Here is a 15,409-nt window from a genome sequence, read left to right as displayed (position 1 = left end):
AGTCTACGCGAAGATACCATGCTCGATACGGCCCAGCTCATCCTGTATCAGTTTAAAGCCAAAAGTAGTATCCAGTAAAGAAATGGGAGTTTGATAATTGAATGCTGGCAACGGAGTTCTCATCCACTCCTTGAAGTTCTCCAACTGGCCGAATACTTCTGTGCCCCGCTGGTATAACTGAGAAAGCAGGATTGCCCGCTCAGAGCTGTCGGCTGATAATCTGGCGTCGTCGTCATAGCGTTGCAATGTTCTTTCTGACAGATGCACCACCTGCGCCAGTTCCGTTAAGGAAAAAGACAACTGCCTGCTCAGGTTCAACAGTGCTCTCTTTATGATCCCTGTGCGGGACAGTTGTATGAAATCAAAGTAACCACTACTGGCCACATAGGTGCCCCCTGGCTGTTCTACGATTAACAGCGCATTCTCCTGTACACGATATCCCTTTACATGTTTCATAAAACACGACATTTGTCACAAAAATACAACAATTTGTCGTATTTTATCACTGTTTGTCTTCAAAATAACCAATTTTACGCATGTAGCTGATTTCCAAGGTGGTTACTTCATATTCCGTTACTACTTTACCTTCCAATATGTAGAAGCCGTTTTTCTGAAACGGGTACCTCCGCAGGCTGTCAGGAAAATGCACCGTATCTACAAAAGCACCTTCTCTGTCCATGAAGGTACCGAAACACATCGGTTCTCCTTTAGCACTGCGCAAAGGTTTGGTGGTTACCAGATAGCCCAGTGTTCGTATAGTTTGACCGGTATACTTTCCGAATTCCCGTGCGGGCACATAAACGCGCTGATCATGTTGCAGTACTTCAAAGGGCGACTGCAGAGGAAATCCCAGCAGATCTATTTCATCAAAAGCATCTTCATGTGCATGGTAGGCGAGTTTCGGCAGTGTACAATCGAGGGGAGGCGTACTAAACATGGATACGTTGTGAGACGCCAGCTGTTTGTTTCTCACCAGCAGGCTGCTTTTCCACAGCAATTCCTTTTTTGTGAGCCCACAGAAATGGAATCCTCCGACACGGATCAATATTTCCAGCTGTCCCACCGAGGGACTGATACGGTCCGTGAAATCTTCCAGATGCCGGAAAGGCCCGTATTTTTGCCGGTCCGCCAGTATGTGTTCGGCAAGATGTTGCTCCAGTCCTTCTACATGGATCAATCCCACATATACTTCCCGATGCCTGATATTAGTGACATAATCGCTGTTATTCACACAGGGTGGATGTACCGAGACCCCTGTTTTTTGCAATTCCCTGAAATAAAGTTCCCTGTTATAAAATCCTCCAAAGTTATTGATCACGGCCACCATGAATTCAGCAGGGAAATAGGTTTTCAGATAGAGGCTCTGGTAGCTCTCCACCGCAAAGCTGGCTGAATGGGCTTTCGAAAAAGAGAAATTGGCAAAACTGGCTATCTGCCGCCAAACCTCGGCTGTTACTGCCAGTGGGCGACCACGAGCCGCACTGTTACTGAAAAATCTGTTCTCAATCTGCTGGAAATCATTCGCATCGCGATACTTACCCCCCATAGCCCGTCGCAGCTGATCGGCATCTGCCAGTTCGAGTCCGGCGTATTCATGTGCCACCCGGATCACATCTTCCTGATATACCATAATCCCGAAGGTTTCTTTTAACAAGTCTTCAATGACCGGATGGAGATAGGTCACCTGATCAGGGTTACGGTAGCGGTCTACGTATGCTTTCATCATGCCCGATTGTGCCACACCAGGCCGAATGATAGAGCTGGCAGCCACCAGGGCCGGGTAATTGTCGCATTTCAGTTTTTGCAGCAACTGCCGCATCGATGGCGATTCTATATAAAAACAACCAATTGTATTGACATGGGAGAGATTTTTTTTCACCTGTTCATCGACCTGAAATGCCTTTACATTGTGAATATCTATATCTACCTGCCTGTTTTCCCGGATGATATTGATAGCATCCCGGATATGTCCCAGCCCTCGCTGACTGAGAATATCGAATTTATGCAGGCCCACTCTTTCTGCCTGCCACATGTCTATTTGTGCAGTGGTAAAGCCTTTCGGAGGCAGGTAGGTAGCGCAATAATGATGAATGGGCGCCTCACTGATCAGGATGCCACCCGCATGTATACTCAGGTGATTAGGGAAGGCTGGCCTGGCTTCCAGCATACTGGTATAGCGGGCAATCTTCTGATGAATACTGTCGGCTTCAAACCGGATGTTAAAATCATTTTCCAGTATTTTATCAATTTCTTTTTTGGGTAGTCCGTATACTTTTCCAAGCTCCCTGACGATTGCATTTGTCTGAAACGTAGTAACAGTACCAAGTAACGCGGTATGCTCCGGCCCATATTTATCAAATATATACCGGATGATCTCGTCGCGGTCGCGCCAGGAAAAATCGATATCGAAATCCGGAGGTGAGCTGCGATGCAGGTTTAGAAAACGTTCAAAGTACAGATTCAGTTCAATAGGGTCTACGTCTGTAATCCGCAGGCAGTAGGCAATCACGGAATTGGCTCCGCTTCCCCTGCCGACATAAAAAAAGCCGTGTTCCCGGGCAAAGCGGATAATGTCCCAGGTAATGAGAAAATAGGACTCGAAATTCAGTCGGGAAATGATGTCGAGTTCTTTTTCGATGCGTTCCAGTGCTGCCGCATGTTCATCGCCATATCGTTCCTGCATTCCTTTTAATGCGAGATCTTTCAATAGCCTGCGATCTTCGGCGGTGTTGCCGAGAAAAAATTGTTTGTTACGGGAGATAGAAGGCTTCAGTTCGGGCGTAGCATCGCAGGAGGCCAGCACTTCCACTGTACGCTGCACAATATGCGGGTAGGTGGAAAAGTGTTCTATCATCCTGGCGGGAGAAATAAATCTTTCATCAGGATGCCCGGCCATAGCAGGAGTCAGTTGCGTAATTAGTATGTTCTGGTCAATGGCGCGTAACAGGCGGTGCAGCTCATAATATTCATCATCCTGAAAAGTTACCGGCTGCAGTATGACCAGTTTATCCCGGACAGCGTATGTATCAGTTCTGAATAGTTTATTGCGCTCCCAGGGTTTAATACCAATGAGTTCATGTTCACGAAGCGTGGCCGGTGGCCGGTTGCCCCAGCTGTAAATAGCCCAGGTATGTGGAAGGTTAGGGGCATCATCAGCAAACGGGATATCATGCAGCAGGTGTCGGGAAAGGAAATGATTGATCTGATACCAGCCTTCCTGGTTGCGTGCGAGCAGGATATATTTGAAAGTATCGCCATTCCTGCATTCCAGGCCGAGCACCGGTTTGATGTCATACTGACGGCAAAGCTCTACAAACTCCCATGAATCAGGAGTTGCATTGATATTGGTTAGGGCAAGTGTGCCGATGCCCAGCTGATGAGCCATTTCAACCAGCTTTTTTGCGTGCATGGTACCGTACCGGAGACTGAAAAATGTCTTACAATTTAGAAACATGGAAAATGATCATGGCTTAACGAATGGCATAATATCTTTAACAGGCCTGAGATTTTTGCCCGGAGGAACCACGTTGGTTCCTTTCACCAGGTATTCCACACCAAACCGGTTCCTGATCTGATCAATAGCTTGGTATAGTGCAAGCATTTCCTGTTTATCATCGAACAGGCTGATCTGGTAGCTGCCCTGTACGAGATGGCTGAAACGCACGCCGATAAGACGTACCAGCTGCCGGCGGTCGTACAGTTTCCGGAATAGTTCTTTCACTTTTTCCAACAGCACATGATCTGCGCAGGAATAAGGGATGCTCATCTGCCTGGTAACAGTTTCGAAATCAGCATAGCGTATTTTCAGCGTCACGCAGCCGGTGAGTTTGCTTTGTTGCCGTAATTCAAAGGCGATCTTTTCCGTCATCCTGACCAGTTCTCCGTGTAAAAATTCGATATCGATGGTATCTGCAGGAAATGTACTTTCTGTAGAAATGGATTTTTGTTCATAATATGGCACCACCGGCGATTCGTCGATCCCGTTGGCTTTTTTCCAGAGCGCTATCCCGGATTTTCCCATCCATGCTTCAAGCAGGGAGATGGGCACTTCACTCAGTGTTTTCACGGTTTCCACGCCCCGGCGCCTCAGCTGGGCTCCGGTTTCCCGGCCTACCATCGGGATCTTCTCTACCGCCAGCGGTGCCAGAAAGTTTTTTTCATCGCCAAAGTGCACTTCCAGCTGGCCATTGGGTTTGGCTTCATCTGTAGCTACTTTGGATACCAGTTTATTGGATGCCAGCCCGAATGAAATAGGTAATCCCGATTCTTTCATGATCAACTTTCTCAATTCTGTGGTCCATTTGAGAGAACCGAAAAATTTATCCATCCCGGAAAGGTCCAGGTAAAATTCATCAATGGATGATTTTTCGTACAGGGGAGCCTGTTCAGCAATCATTTCTGTCACCTCCCTGGATTTTGTGCTGTACAGATCCATATCCCCGCTGCGTACGGTGGCATGCGGACAGAGCCTGAGCGCTGTTTTCATCGGCATCGCTGAATGAATGCCATAACGCCTGGCCTCATAGCTGCATGCGGCTACTACTGCCCGGTCACTACTGCCTCCTATTAACAGCGGGATCCCTTTCAGCCGGTTATCGCGCTGACATTCCACCGACACGAAGAAGCAATCCAGATCAAAATGCGCTATGGTGCGCTGCTGTAAAGTGATCATAATGATGAAATTTACACATAACAAAACTATAGGACGGAACGGGCAGGGTACCATAAAAGCGATACGGATGGCGGACCTGGCGGAGGGAGGAGGATAGTAAGGCATCAGGCCTGCCAGCCGGAATCACTTTTATTTGGCTGTAAAAATACTAATTATTTTAGTAATACTAATTATTTTAGTAAAAAATCTTGAGAATTTCCTGACTGGCATTTTCGTAACTTTGAAACAACAAATCTGGCGTCCTGTATGTAATAGACAACAGAATGGAAATGAAGGAAAAAGGCAGTAAATGAACCTTTAAACTTATCTCCAATGAAACAACCGGATTTAACCAAGGAATTGCTGATCCTGGCATTACTTCTGGTTCCTATGGCTTACCTTGCTATTATCTGGAACTATTTACCCACTACTTTGCCGGGCAATCCTGAATCTCAGGAAGTAAGTTCCAGAAGTGATTTCCTGCTACTGATGATCTTTCTGTTTTTTACCAATGCATTGATCTATTTTCTTTTCCGCTATATACCAAAAGCTGATGAAGCGCAGGTTGCGCCTTCTGCTATTGAGTTAGAGCATAGAGAGTATTACCGGATCCGTTTCATGATCCATACTTATCAGGCACTTTTTACCTGTGCCATCATCTTCCTGGTAAGCCAGGGCCGGGCATTTGTAATGGAACGCTGGGCATTTGTGGGAGTAGGTTTGCTGATTACCGGGATCGGGTACTATCTGAGAAGACTGAAACCGAACAACTATGTAGGAGTCAGAACCCCGTGGACTTTACAAAGCGCGGAGGTATGGAACAGGACGCATCAGATGGCCAGTAATCTGTGGGTCAGTGCGGGAGTAGTGATTATGATATCAGGGTTCTTCCTGTCGCTGATCACCGGAGTATTTATTATATTCTTTGCGGCAATTGTATTGGCGGCGCTGCCTTATATTTATTCCTTCAGACTATATAATCAGGATAAAGGATAAACACCTTATAACAAAATACAACGGAGATCAGGTTATAGTTAACCTGATCTCCGTTGTATTTTGTTATAAGTTAATGACTAAAATCTAGAACCAGCCCTTTCCAAGCGCTTCTCTAAACGGCCAGGGAATGGCGGCCAGGATGAGTATGAGGGCAAGTCCGAAGAAGATCAGACCCAGTTTGTGTTTTTGGGCATCGCTGACGGCCTTCTTTATTTTGGATTTACCAATATGCACCAGCGCAATGGCAACAATTGCCATAACTTCATGTTCTACGGTAAAGAACCGCAGTACCGGGCTTTTCATAGCAGCGCCCATATCAGTCATCCCGGATTTACTCAGGGGGCTTACAAAAAAGAAGAGGATAAGACCAACCAACAGCTGCAGATCACACAAGATCTGGAAAAAAAGCCCTGCTTTTGCGTCCGCCCCGGTAAATGGCGTTTTGCCGGTAACACCTTTCAATGAACGGATAACCGCCCATATTCCGGCCAGTACTATAGCCCATCTTAAAAACGAGTGTAGATGTAACATATCAAGTTGGATTTTTACCGGGCAAAAATAAGTAAGCAACCCGAATATATTTGGTTAATTATAAAAATATTTGCTAATTTTGTTAGCATGGTACTAAATTATTTAGGTTATGTCCGTAGTATGCCAGAATTTGAAATATCTGCGTAAGCAAAAAGGCTGGACGCAGCAGGAGTTTGCTGACAAACTCGGTATTAAACGTTCCCTGTTGGGTGCATATGAGGAAGAGCGGGCGGAACCCCGTACGGAAGTACTGGAGCAGGTCAGTGACATGTTCCGGGTTTCCATTGATGATCTGCTACGCCGGGATCTCGGCTCCCAGAAAGACAATTTCCTTGAAAAGCGCCGCCAGCAGAAGCTGGGAGGAGCCAGGCAGGCTGTCCAGTTTGTGCCGGTTAAAGCAGCTGCAGGTTACCTTGCGGGGTATAACGATGAGGAATTCATCGAGGAGCTGAATACCTTCACGTTGCCTATGCTGGGTGCGGGCGACTACCGGGCCTTTGAGATTGCAGGGGACTCCATGTTACCTGTTACTTCCGGCTCAGTGATCGTTTGTCATAAAGTGGATGGATGGGAAGAAATTAAAAACAACGAAACCTATATTGTGGTTACTTCCCGCGAGGGCATTGTTTTTAAGAGGATACAAAAGAATAACCGCTCTAAAGCAAAAATAACCCTGGTTTCTGATAATATCCAGTACGAAGCCTATAACGTGGATATGGAAGATGTGCTGGAACTGTGGCAGTCAGATGCTGTGATCAGTAAGGCTGGTCCTCAGAGCAGGATGAGTGTGAACCATCTGGCTGATATGGTCAGCCATCTGCAGGATCAGGTAAGTCTTCTGAAGAAGAAACTGAAGGATTGATAGCAGTGGGCGATGCCGGCTAAAGCCAGTTTCAAGAACGAATGGAGCAACAACCATTCGGAAGGAGCTGCTGTCTGTTTGCACTACTTTGTGTGTTCTTTGGGAAATGGATACTGCGGTGTCCGGATACCCTAATTCTTCTTAAATTATAGGAACACGTAAAATCAGCAATAGGATGAGGTTTCATGTTTCTTTTTCCGAGTCGTTAAGACAATTGCAGAAAAGCTACGATGATTTCGCAGTATTGTTTGAGCACGGTTCCATGAGAGGAATTATGTTTGGGCCTGATGAAATAGATGATCAGGAACCTCATATTCAGGATGAAATATACATTGTAGTACAGGGCCGCGGTGAGTTTCAGCTAATGGAACAGGTTGTGAAAGTAGGAGCAGGGGATTTCCTCTTTGTTCCGGCAGGGGCTGAACACCGGTTTCTTAATTTTACGCCAGATCTGCTCTTGTGGGTGATCTTCTATGGGGATGAAGGGGGAGAAGAAGACTAATTCTGGTTGACTTTTGTTTTTTTACAAATCTTATGTTATCTTTGCGTTCCTAAAAAATACGAGGCAAATATTATGTTGATCATTGATTCTAAAGATTGCGAAAACATAGACAAGGCGCTTAAAAAATACAAGAAGAAATTCGAAAAAGCTCGCATTTTACTGCAGCTGAGATCGCGCCAGTCTTTTACCAAACCATCTGTTAAACGCCGTAACGAAGTACTGAAGGCTGTTTACAAGCAGCAGTTGGCTACCGGTAAGTTCGACGCTTAATCCTATTGCATCGGCGATAAGCCATTGCAACTCAAAATATTTGATGATTGTGAGGTTATTTGATAACTTTACAATCATCAATCTTTTTGTGTTGAACGAAGCATTATATTCCTTAGCAGAGCAGTTTATCTCCTACATTCAGCTCGAAAAGCGATATTCAGCGCATACCTGCACCGCCTATCGCAACGATCTCTTTCAATTTTTTGATTACGTTACACCCAACTACGGCGCAACACCGCCGGCAGATCTGAGTCATGTCATGATCCGCAGTTGGCTGGCGCACCTCATGGAAGATGCCATGACCGCGAAAAGTGTAAACCGTAAAATCTCCTCGCTTAAATCCTTTTTTAAATATTGCCTGCGCCAGGGACTCATCAGGCAGTCTCCCATGGCAAAGGTGATTGCACCGAAAGTCAGTCGTCGGCTGCCAGGGTATATAGAAGAAAAGGGGATGAGAGCATTGGAAAACAATATCAGCCCGGTATCTGTCACTTCACTCCACATCTTTCCTGACGATTTTGAAGGGCTTACTCACCGGCTTATTTTTGAAATATTCTATCAGACGGGCATTCGGCTGTCGGAACTGATCTCTTTACAGGAGCTTCGGGTCGATGCCGGCAATATGTCTATTAAAGTAATGGGTAAGGGAGGAAAGGAGCGGATCATCCCCGTGAGCCGGCGCCTGCTGGACCAGATAGCGTTATATATGGAGCAGAAACGCCTGCACTTGGAATCATTTGAGGGGGGAGTACTGCTGGTGCATCCAAACAGCGGTGAGCGGCTATATCCCAAGTATGTATATTTAACCGTCAGGAAATATCTCACAGAGCATGAGATTACCACGCTCAGAAAAAAAAGCCCCCACATATTACGTCATACTTTTGCGACGCATCTTGCAAATAACGGAGCGGATCTGAATGCAATAAAAGAATTGCTGGGGCACTCAAGTCTCGCTGCCACGCAGGTTTACACCCACAATACCATTGAACAATTGAAGAAGGTATATAAGCAGGCGCACCCGAAAGCATAGTACATACTTTCACCTTTTAACAAAAAATTACGCAGTGTAATAGCATTGAATTGTAAAAGTGACTATATTAGTAAACACAAATAGAGAATGCCTATGACCGTCCTTTACTAATTGGAACCCAGATTGTTAAATACTTAAAAAATTAGTGCTATGAACGTACAAATTCAAACTGTGCATTTTGATGCTGATTCCAAATTGATTGATCACGTGAACAAGAAAATTCAGAAATTGGATACGTTTTACGATCGGATTATCAGTGTGGATGTATTTTTAAAATTGGACAATTTTGCGCATCAGGTCAAAGATAAAATAGCAGAGATCAGAGTTCGAATACCCCGTCAGGACTTATTTGTCAAGCACGAGTCCAAATCCTTTGAAGAAAGTTTCGACCTTGCCTATGATTCTCTCGTCAACCAGGTAAAGAGAAAAAAGGAAAAGAAAATTCAATAATTTTCTGAAATAATTTTGGAAATATTAATCACTTTGCTACCTTTGCCATCCCGATTCGAAAAGAGGGTCGGTAAAGGTAGCAAAGTTCTTTATGGTAGGGCGTTTTCAGCGAAGCAGATAAATTTTTAAATATCTGTAACAAACTGAAAAAAAGATTTTGAGAATTAAAAAAATCTCTTAATTTTGCGCTCTCTTTCAACGAGTTATCTTCATTGAAATAATGTTTTTTGAAAGATGCCAGCATAGCTCAGTTGGCCAGAGCTACTGATTTGTAATCAGTGGGTCGGGGGTTCGAATCCCTCTGCTGGCTCATCGATTTTTATTCAGTGATTGTTGTAATAACTGAATGATGAAATCAAGAAATGTTTGGGCAGGTTCCAGAGCGGCCAAATGGGGCGGACTGTAAATCCGCTGACTACGTCTTCATAGGTTCGAATCCTATCCTGCCCACCAAAACAACTGTTCCGCTTTGCCTTTGCAGATGCGGAACTTAGTTGTTGAATGGGAATTAGTAAACAGATTATCTGTTTCTGTGCTACAACAGTCTTTTGAAGCTCTTTTTTTTATTCTATAATTCTATAAGTGGAAGTTGCAATACCACCGGAAACTTAGTGAATTAAAACATGCGGGAGTAGCTCAGTTGGTAGAGCGACAGCCTTCCAAGCTGTAGGTCGCGGGTTCGAGCCTCGTCTCCCGCTCGCATTTTTAGCAATTTTCAAGCTGTTGTAGCTCAGGGGTAGAGCACTTCCTTGGTAAGGAAGAGGTCGAGAGTTCAATTCTCTTCAACAGCTCATTGAATTTTAGAAGATAGTTGTAGTGAGTTTTTTTTAATCGCCTCAACCAACTCCGTAAAATTCGAATTTCGGAATTCGAATTTGTTAAATTCCGCACTCCGAAATTTAAACTTAGCGTTGTAGCTCAATGGTAGAGCGACCCTTTTTTATTTAGGGTAGGTAGTGAGTTCAATTCTCATCAGCGGTACAAGTTTGTAAAACCGTTTTTTTAAAACAACTATCAATACAATCTTTACAAACCATCTAAAAAGAAAATACAATGGCAAAAGAAACCTTTAAGCGGGATAAACCCCACGTAAACATTGGTACCATCGGCCACGTGGATCATGGTAAAACTACTTTGACTGCTGCCATTACCACCATTTTGGCAAATAAGGGTCTGGCAGAGAAGAGAGGTTATGACGAGATCGATGCTGCTCCCGAAGAAAAAGAAAGAGGTATTACTATCAATACAGCTCACGTAGAGTATCAGACAGCTAACCGTCACTATGCTCACGTTGACTGTCCTGGTCACGCTGACTATGTGAAGAACATGATTACTGGTGCTGCTCAGATGGACGGTGCTATCCTGGTGGTTGCTGCTACTGATGGTCCTATGCCACAAACTAGAGAGCACATCCTGCTCGCTCGTCAGGTAGGCGTACCTCGTATCGTTGTTTTCATGAACAAAGTTGACCTGGTAGACGATCCTGAACTGCTGGAACTGGTTGAAATCGAAATCCGCGATCTGCTGACTTCTAACGGTTTTGACGGTGATAACGTTCCTGTTATCCAGGGTTCTGCAACTGGCGCACTCGCTGGTGATGCTAAATGGGTTGGTGCTATCGATCAGCTGATGGAAGCTGTAGACAGCTACATTCCGCTGCCTCCCCGCCCGGTTGATCAGCCGTTCCTGATGTCTGTTGAAGACGTATTCTCTATCACTGGTCGTGGTACAGTAGCAACTGGTCGTATCGAACGCGGTCGCATTAAAGTTGGTGACAACGTTGAGATCGTAGGTCTGCAGGAAGCTCCACTGAAATCTACTTGTACTGGTGTTGAAATGTTCAAAAAACTGCTGGACGAAGGTGAAGCAGGTGATAACGCCGGTCTGTTGCTGCGCGGTATTGAGAAAAACCAGATCCGTCGTGGTATGGTTATCTGCCAGCCTGGTACCATCACTCCGCACACTGAATTCAAATGCGAAGTATACGTACTGAGCAAAGAAGAAGGTGGCCGTCACACTCCGTTCTTCAACAAATACCGTCCTCAGTTCTACTTCCGTACAACTGACGTAACTGGTGAAGTTGAACTGCCTGCAGGTGTTGAAATGGTAATGCCTGGTGATAACGTGAGCCTGACTGTAAAACTGATCGCTCCTATCGCTATGGACAAAGGTCTGAAATTCGCTATCCGTGAGGGTGGTCGTACAGTAGGTGCTGGTCAGGTAACTGAAATCCTGAAATAAGCAACTGCTTTATAAAAAGCCATTAGCTTTGGATGTTAGCTTTTAAATGTCAGTATTTTACTATATATTTGCTGGCTTACAAGCAACAAAAGCTAACAACTAAACGCTAATGGCTTTATACACGGGTATGGTGCAACGGTAGCATACGGGTCTCCAAAACCTTTGATCTGGGTTCGAATCCTAGTACCCGTGCAGGTTTAGAAAAAAAATTTAAATGGTTGAATTGTTGTTATTACAAAATAAAACAAGTCAACCATTTTTAGGCTTTAATCAATTGACCACAAATAGTTAACTTTATATAATGAATAAGGTCAGAAATTATTTCCGCGAGTCTTATCATGAGTTGGTGTACAAAGTATCCTGGCCTACATGGCAAGAGCTCCAGTCCTCTACTATGATTGTGCTGATTGCTACCATCCTGGTTACTGCACTGGTATGGGGTATGGATGCCGCCGCCAATTTTGTGTTAACGCATTATTACGAAATCTTCAAAGCAAAATAAATGGATGCAGCCAATCCTCCTGCTCAGGAAACAAAGTGGTATGTACTCCGCGTTGTTAGTGGCAAGGAAAAGAAAGTAAAGGAATATCTGGATATCGAAGTACGTCGCTCCGACTGGGGTAATGTAATCACCCAGATCTTTCTGCCGGTAGAGAAAGTTTACAAGGTACAGGCAGGTAAGAAAGTGATGCGCGAGAAGAACTTCTATCCTGGTTATGTGATGATCGAAGCAATAGATGGTAAAATGACTGATGAAGTAATACAGGCTATACGTAACGTATCCGGTGTTATTCACTTCCTTGGAAAAGAAAAACCCATCGCACTCCGTAAAGCTGAAGTAAATAAGATGCTGGGTAAGGTAGATGAACTGAGTGATCAGGGACTGACCCTCAGCGAGCCCTTCATCGTTGGTGAAACTATTAAGATCATTGATGGTCCGTTCAACGATTTCAATGGTGTGATCGAAGAAGTGATCGAAGACAAAAAGAAACTGAAAGTAACCGTGAAAATCTTCGGCCGTGCTACTCCGGTAGAGCTGAACTTCATGCAGGTAGAAAAACTGGCATAGTTACTTCAACATAAATTCTTTATTGGAAAAGCGTCCTGGAAGTCCAGGGCGCTTTTTCTTGTCAGTTCCTTAAACCATGAAACTGAGATTACTGATGACTGGCTGTATCAGCTTGTCCCTTGCCTCTAAGTTTCCTTTTATATTTTTCGGAGCAATCCCTATCACCCGGATATGAAACAGATTTTTCCCGTATTGTTCGGATTATTACTCAGTGTACAAGCCGGCGCTCAGCCGGTCAGGAAAAAAATGCCCGTTAAGCCGGCATTGCCGGTTACATCGGTGCAGATCCCTGAAACTGCTACCACATCGCCGCAGGCGATGGCCGCATGGCTGAAGACGCACACCGGAAGCAGTACAGCTTTACAGCAGGCATTGTACAGCTGGATGGCAGGTAACATTGCTTTTGATGCAGCACGTATGAACGAAATCAGCAACTACCGCGACACGGCAGCCGCTATACAGCAAACCCTGCACACCCGGAAGGGCCTCAGTACAGATTTTGCGGTGTTGTATGCCCGGGTTTGCAGGGAGGCAGGCATCAATGCGGTGGTTGTGACCGGATATACGCTGCAGGGCGATGGTATGGTGCCCCTCGGTACGCACGATTGGGTGGCCGTAAAGAGCGGAACACAATGGACAGTAACGGATCCCGCCTGGGGGGCGGGAACATTGGAGAACGGCCGTTTTGTACAGCATACCGACTGGAAATGGTTCCAAATGGTACCACAGGTAGCGGTTAAAACCCATATGCCCTTCGACCCGCTGTGGCAGCTGATACTATTTCCGCTCCGGCATGATGAATTGGGCAGTCGTGGCTTTGCAGCAGCGGCAAAACGCCCCGTTTTCAGCTGTGCCGACAGTCTTGTTGCCTGGTCGCGGCAATCGCGCCTGGAGCGGCTGCAACATGCAGCAGCCAGGATTACGCAATTTGGCGGTGCAGTTAATCCATTCATTATGAATGAATTAGATTGGATGCAACAGTCAATACGGGTATTGGCCTCCAATCAGGAGATTGAGATGGGTAACAGGCAGATTGACCAATTTAATGAGGTAAACCGGGATTATACCGAGATAGCAAAGCTTTATAATGAATATGTAACATTCAGGAACCGTGGTTTCCAGCCGGAGATAAAGGACCAGGTATTAAGGAAGATGATAGATGAGATAGCAGGCCGGTTGACGGGAGCAGAGAAGACATTGCTGGGCCTGGAGGGGAGCAGGGAGCCTGTCAGACAGCATGTGGATGAGTTGCTGGGAGTGATCCGGAATATGAAAGAAAAGGTGGGGGGAGAACAGGCTTTCGTTAGTAAGTATATTAAAACAGTAAAGGCAAAGCGAAAGGATTTGTTTGATGAAAAGTCGTAAATTTGTAAGCTTTGGATTGTAAGGAATATTTTCGGGTAATGCAATAGATTTGTAAAAAAAATCTGAATCAGAGCAAAAAGGATGCCCAAGTTCAAATACTTTTTGACAATTTCATAATAATATATACCTTTGCATCCCCTTTAAAAGGTTATTTTTAGTTCCTTTTAGCTTTGGGAGCCTTCGTTTTGCGGGGGCGTTTAACCAAAAAAATCAATAAATATGGCAAAAGAGATTGCAACGTACGTGAAATTGCAGGTTAAGGGCGGCCAGGCCAACCCTGCACCTCCAATTGGTCCCGCGTTGGGTTCCAAAGGTGTGAACATCATGGAGTTCTGCAAACAGTTCAACGCCCGTACCCAGGATAAAATGGGTAAAGTGCTGCCTGTGTTGCTGACAGTTTACACTGACAAGTCTTTCGACTTTGTAATTAAAACTCCTCCGGCACCGGTTCAACTGCTGGAAGCGGCTAAAATTCAAAGTGGTTCCAAAGAATCTAACCGTAACAAGGTGGGTAAAGTTACCTGGGCTCAGGTAGAAGCAATTGCGCAGGACAAAATGCCTGATCTGAACTGCTTCACCCTGGACAGCGCTATGAAAATGGTAGCAGGTACTGCTCGTAGCATGGGTATTACTGTAGAAGGTAAAGCTCCCTGGGAAAACTAATTGTTTCACCCTGTTGATGCAGGAACTTTAAAATCATTTTGAAAATGGCAACTAAAAATAGAAAAGTAGCTGAAGCGAAGGTTGACAAAAACAAACAGTACAGCCTGAAAGAAGCTTCTACTTTGGTTAAAGATATTAACTGTACTAAATTCGACAGTTCTGTCGATTTACATATCCGCTTAGGCGTTGATCCTAAGAAAGCAGACCAGGCTATCCGTGGTTCCGTAACGCTTCCTCACGGTACTGGTAAAACTAAAAGGGTTTTAGTGCTTTGCACCCCTGATAAAGAAGCTGCTGCGAAAGAAGCAGGTGCTGACTTCGTTGGTCTGGATGAATTTATCCAGAAGATTGAAGGCGGTTGGACTGATGTAGATGTAATCGTAGCTACTCCTGCTGTAATGCCGAAAATCGGTAAACTGGGTAAGATCTTAGGTCCTCGTAACCTGATGCCGAACCCTAAGACCGGTACTGTTACTAACGATGTTGCAGCTGCAGTAAACGAAGTTAAGGGCGGTAAAATTACCTTCAAGGTAGATAAAGCTGGTATCATCCACGCTTCTATCGGTCGTGTATCCTTTGCATCTGATAAAATTGAGCAGAACTCTCAGGAGCTGATCAATGCTATCATCAAGCTGAAACCAGCTACTGCAAAAGGTACTTACCTGAAAGGTCTGTCCATGGCAAGCACCATGAGTCCTGGTATTGTTATCGATACTAAATCTGTTCAAAACTAATTGATCACGAGTTGTAGCCGTAATCTGAGAGGATGGGGCTTGCTA

General features: G+C 45.0%; 16 protein-coding genes and 6 tRNA genes. 18 read left to right on the top strand and 4 right to left on the bottom strand.

What is annotated here, in order from left to right:
* Positions 1-3 precede the first annotated feature (3 nt).
* From UNH61_RS24770 to dinB, 3 genes are read right to left on the bottom strand one after another with little or no spacing between them, the layout of a single operon-like run.
* The gene (locus tag UNH61_RS24770; RefSeq protein WP_326994700.1) at positions 4-456 is read right to left on the bottom strand and encodes an antitoxin Xre/MbcA/ParS toxin-binding domain-containing protein; all 453 of its coding nucleotides are present in this window, start codon (positions 454-456) and stop codon (positions 4-6) included.
* Positions 457-502: 46 nt separating this feature from the next.
* Entirely contained in the window at positions 503-3,454 is a 2,952-nt protein-coding gene (gene dnaE, locus UNH61_RS24765) for a DNA polymerase III subunit alpha (RefSeq protein ID WP_326994699.1), read from the bottom strand.
* Between the two features lie 9 nt (positions 3,455-3,463).
* Entirely contained in the window at positions 3,464-4,672 is a 1,209-nt protein-coding gene (gene dinB / locus UNH61_RS24760) for a DNA polymerase IV (protein WP_326994698.1), read from the bottom strand.
* 312 nt (positions 4,673-4,984) lie between these two features.
* Between dinB and UNH61_RS24755 the strand changes: the two genes are divergently transcribed.
* Entirely contained in the window at positions 4,985-5,647 is a 663-nt protein-coding gene (locus UNH61_RS24755) for an SdpI family protein (RefSeq protein WP_326994697.1), read from the top strand.
* 84 nt (positions 5,648-5,731) lie between these two features.
* On the opposite strand, the gene UNH61_RS24750 is transcribed toward UNH61_RS24755, so the two are convergent.
* Positions 5,732-6,178: a hypothetical protein gene (locus tag UNH61_RS24750; protein WP_326994696.1), complete on the bottom strand. Its 447-nt coding sequence runs from the start codon at positions 6,176-6,178 to the stop codon at positions 5,732-5,734.
* A 109-nt stretch (positions 6,179-6,287) separates the two neighbouring features.
* Between UNH61_RS24750 and UNH61_RS24745 the strand changes: the two genes are divergently transcribed.
* The 17 genes from UNH61_RS24745 (at position 6,288) to rplA (ending at position 15,364) form a co-directional block, all read left to right on the top strand.
* Entirely contained in the window at positions 6,288-7,040 is a 753-nt protein-coding gene (locus UNH61_RS24745) for a LexA family transcriptional regulator (RefSeq protein WP_326994695.1), read from the top strand.
* Positions 7,041-7,215: 175 nt separating this feature from the next.
* Positions 7,216-7,542, top strand: a complete 327-nt coding sequence (locus UNH61_RS24740) for a cupin domain-containing protein (protein ID WP_326994694.1) — start codon at positions 7,216-7,218, stop codon at positions 7,540-7,542.
* A gap of 72 nt (positions 7,543-7,614) precedes the next feature.
* Positions 7,615-7,812 carry a 30S ribosomal protein S21 gene (gene rpsU, locus UNH61_RS24735; protein WP_145672416.1) on the top strand — a complete coding sequence of 66 codons (198 nt, stop codon included), beginning with the start codon at positions 7,615-7,617 and terminating at the stop codon, positions 7,810-7,812.
* Positions 7,813-7,903: 91 nt separating this feature from the next.
* Positions 7,904-8,842 carry a tyrosine-type recombinase/integrase gene (locus tag UNH61_RS24730; RefSeq protein WP_339070371.1) on the top strand — a complete coding sequence of 313 codons (939 nt, stop codon included), beginning with the start codon at positions 7,904-7,906 and terminating at the stop codon, positions 8,840-8,842.
* A 150-nt stretch (positions 8,843-8,992) separates the two neighbouring features.
* On the top strand, positions 8,993-9,292 hold the full coding sequence (locus UNH61_RS24725; protein WP_326994692.1) for an HPF/RaiA family ribosome-associated protein: 300 nt from the start codon (positions 8,993-8,995) through the stop codon (positions 9,290-9,292).
* Between the two features lie 236 nt (positions 9,293-9,528).
* Positions 9,529-9,602, top strand: a tRNA-Thr gene (locus UNH61_RS24720).
* 58 nt (positions 9,603-9,660) lie between these two features.
* A tRNA-Tyr gene (locus UNH61_RS24715) sits at positions 9,661-9,745 on the top strand.
* 172 nt (positions 9,746-9,917) lie between these two features.
* A tRNA-Gly gene (locus UNH61_RS24710) sits at positions 9,918-9,990 on the top strand.
* 21 nt (positions 9,991-10,011) lie between these two features.
* Positions 10,012-10,083: transfer RNA gene (locus UNH61_RS24705), tRNA-Thr, on the top strand.
* Positions 10,084-10,199: 116 nt separating this feature from the next.
* Positions 10,200-10,273, top strand: a tRNA-Lys gene (locus UNH61_RS24700).
* 72 nt (positions 10,274-10,345) lie between these two features.
* The gene (gene tuf / locus UNH61_RS24695; protein ID WP_326994691.1) at positions 10,346-11,533 is read left to right on the top strand and encodes an elongation factor Tu; all 1,188 of its coding nucleotides are present in this window, start codon (positions 10,346-10,348) and stop codon (positions 11,531-11,533) included.
* A gap of 121 nt (positions 11,534-11,654) precedes the next feature.
* Positions 11,655-11,725 (top strand) — tRNA-Trp (locus UNH61_RS24690).
* 109 nt (positions 11,726-11,834) lie between these two features.
* On the top strand, positions 11,835-12,035 hold the full coding sequence (secE, locus tag UNH61_RS24685) for a preprotein translocase subunit SecE (protein WP_326994690.1): 201 nt from the start codon (positions 11,835-11,837) through the stop codon (positions 12,033-12,035).
* Entirely contained in the window at positions 12,036-12,602 is a 567-nt protein-coding gene (nusG, locus tag UNH61_RS24680; protein WP_326994689.1) for a transcription termination/antitermination protein NusG, read from the top strand.
* Between the two features lie 171 nt (positions 12,603-12,773).
* Positions 12,774-13,967: a transglutaminase-like domain-containing protein gene (locus UNH61_RS24675; RefSeq protein ID WP_326994688.1), complete on the top strand. Its 1,194-nt coding sequence runs from the start codon at positions 12,774-12,776 to the stop codon at positions 13,965-13,967.
* A gap of 219 nt (positions 13,968-14,186) precedes the next feature.
* Positions 14,187-14,630: a 50S ribosomal protein L11 gene (gene rplK, locus UNH61_RS24670; RefSeq protein ID WP_326994687.1), complete on the top strand. Its 444-nt coding sequence runs from the start codon at positions 14,187-14,189 to the stop codon at positions 14,628-14,630.
* A 44-nt stretch (positions 14,631-14,674) separates the two neighbouring features.
* Complete coding sequence (gene rplA, locus UNH61_RS24665) at positions 14,675-15,364, top strand: 50S ribosomal protein L1 (protein WP_326994686.1); 690 nt, start codon at positions 14,675-14,677, stop codon at positions 15,362-15,364.
* Positions 15,365-15,409 lie beyond the last annotated feature (45 nt).

It is taken from the genome of Chitinophaga sp. 180180018-3 (genome assembly GCF_037893185.1).
Lineage (GTDB): Bacteria > Bacteroidota > Bacteroidia > Chitinophagales > Chitinophagaceae > Chitinophaga.
This window is presented reverse-complemented; position numbering and strand designations above follow the sequence as displayed.

Coding starts and splice junctions, on each gene's coding strand:
- dinB (WP_326994698.1), bottom strand. CDS start 4,672: ATGATCACTTTACAGCAGCGCACCATAGCGCATTTTGATCTGGATTGC.
- rplK (WP_326994687.1), top strand. CDS start 14,187: ATGGCAAAAGAGATTGCAACGTACGTGAAATTGCAGGTTAAGGGCGGC.
- tuf (WP_326994691.1), top strand. CDS start 10,346: ATGGCAAAAGAAACCTTTAAGCGGGATAAACCCCACGTAAACATTGGT.
- rplA (WP_326994686.1), top strand. CDS start 14,675: ATGGCAACTAAAAATAGAAAAGTAGCTGAAGCGAAGGTTGACAAAAAC.
- secE (WP_326994690.1), top strand. CDS start 11,835: ATGAATAAGGTCAGAAATTATTTCCGCGAGTCTTATCATGAGTTGGTG.
- nusG (WP_326994689.1), top strand. CDS start 12,036: ATGGATGCAGCCAATCCTCCTGCTCAGGAAACAAAGTGGTATGTACTC.
- UNH61_RS24675 (WP_326994688.1), top strand. CDS start 12,774: ATGAAACAGATTTTTCCCGTATTGTTCGGATTATTACTCAGTGTACAA.
- UNH61_RS24755 (WP_326994697.1), top strand. CDS start 4,985: ATGAAACAACCGGATTTAACCAAGGAATTGCTGATCCTGGCATTACTT.
- UNH61_RS24745 (WP_326994695.1), top strand. CDS start 6,288: ATGTCCGTAGTATGCCAGAATTTGAAATATCTGCGTAAGCAAAAAGGC.
- UNH61_RS24740 (WP_326994694.1), top strand. CDS start 7,216: ATGAGGTTTCATGTTTCTTTTTCCGAGTCGTTAAGACAATTGCAGAAA.
- dnaE (WP_326994699.1), bottom strand. CDS start 3,454: ATGTTTCTAAATTGTAAGACATTTTTCAGTCTCCGGTACGGTACCATG.
- UNH61_RS24770 (WP_326994700.1), bottom strand. CDS start 456: ATGAAACATGTAAAGGGATATCGTGTACAGGAGAATGCGCTGTTAATC.
- UNH61_RS24750 (WP_326994696.1), bottom strand. CDS start 6,178: ATGTTACATCTACACTCGTTTTTAAGATGGGCTATAGTACTGGCCGGA.
- rpsU (WP_145672416.1), top strand. CDS start 7,615: ATGTTGATCATTGATTCTAAAGATTGCGAAAACATAGACAAGGCGCTT.
- UNH61_RS24725 (WP_326994692.1), top strand. CDS start 8,993: ATGAACGTACAAATTCAAACTGTGCATTTTGATGCTGATTCCAAATTG.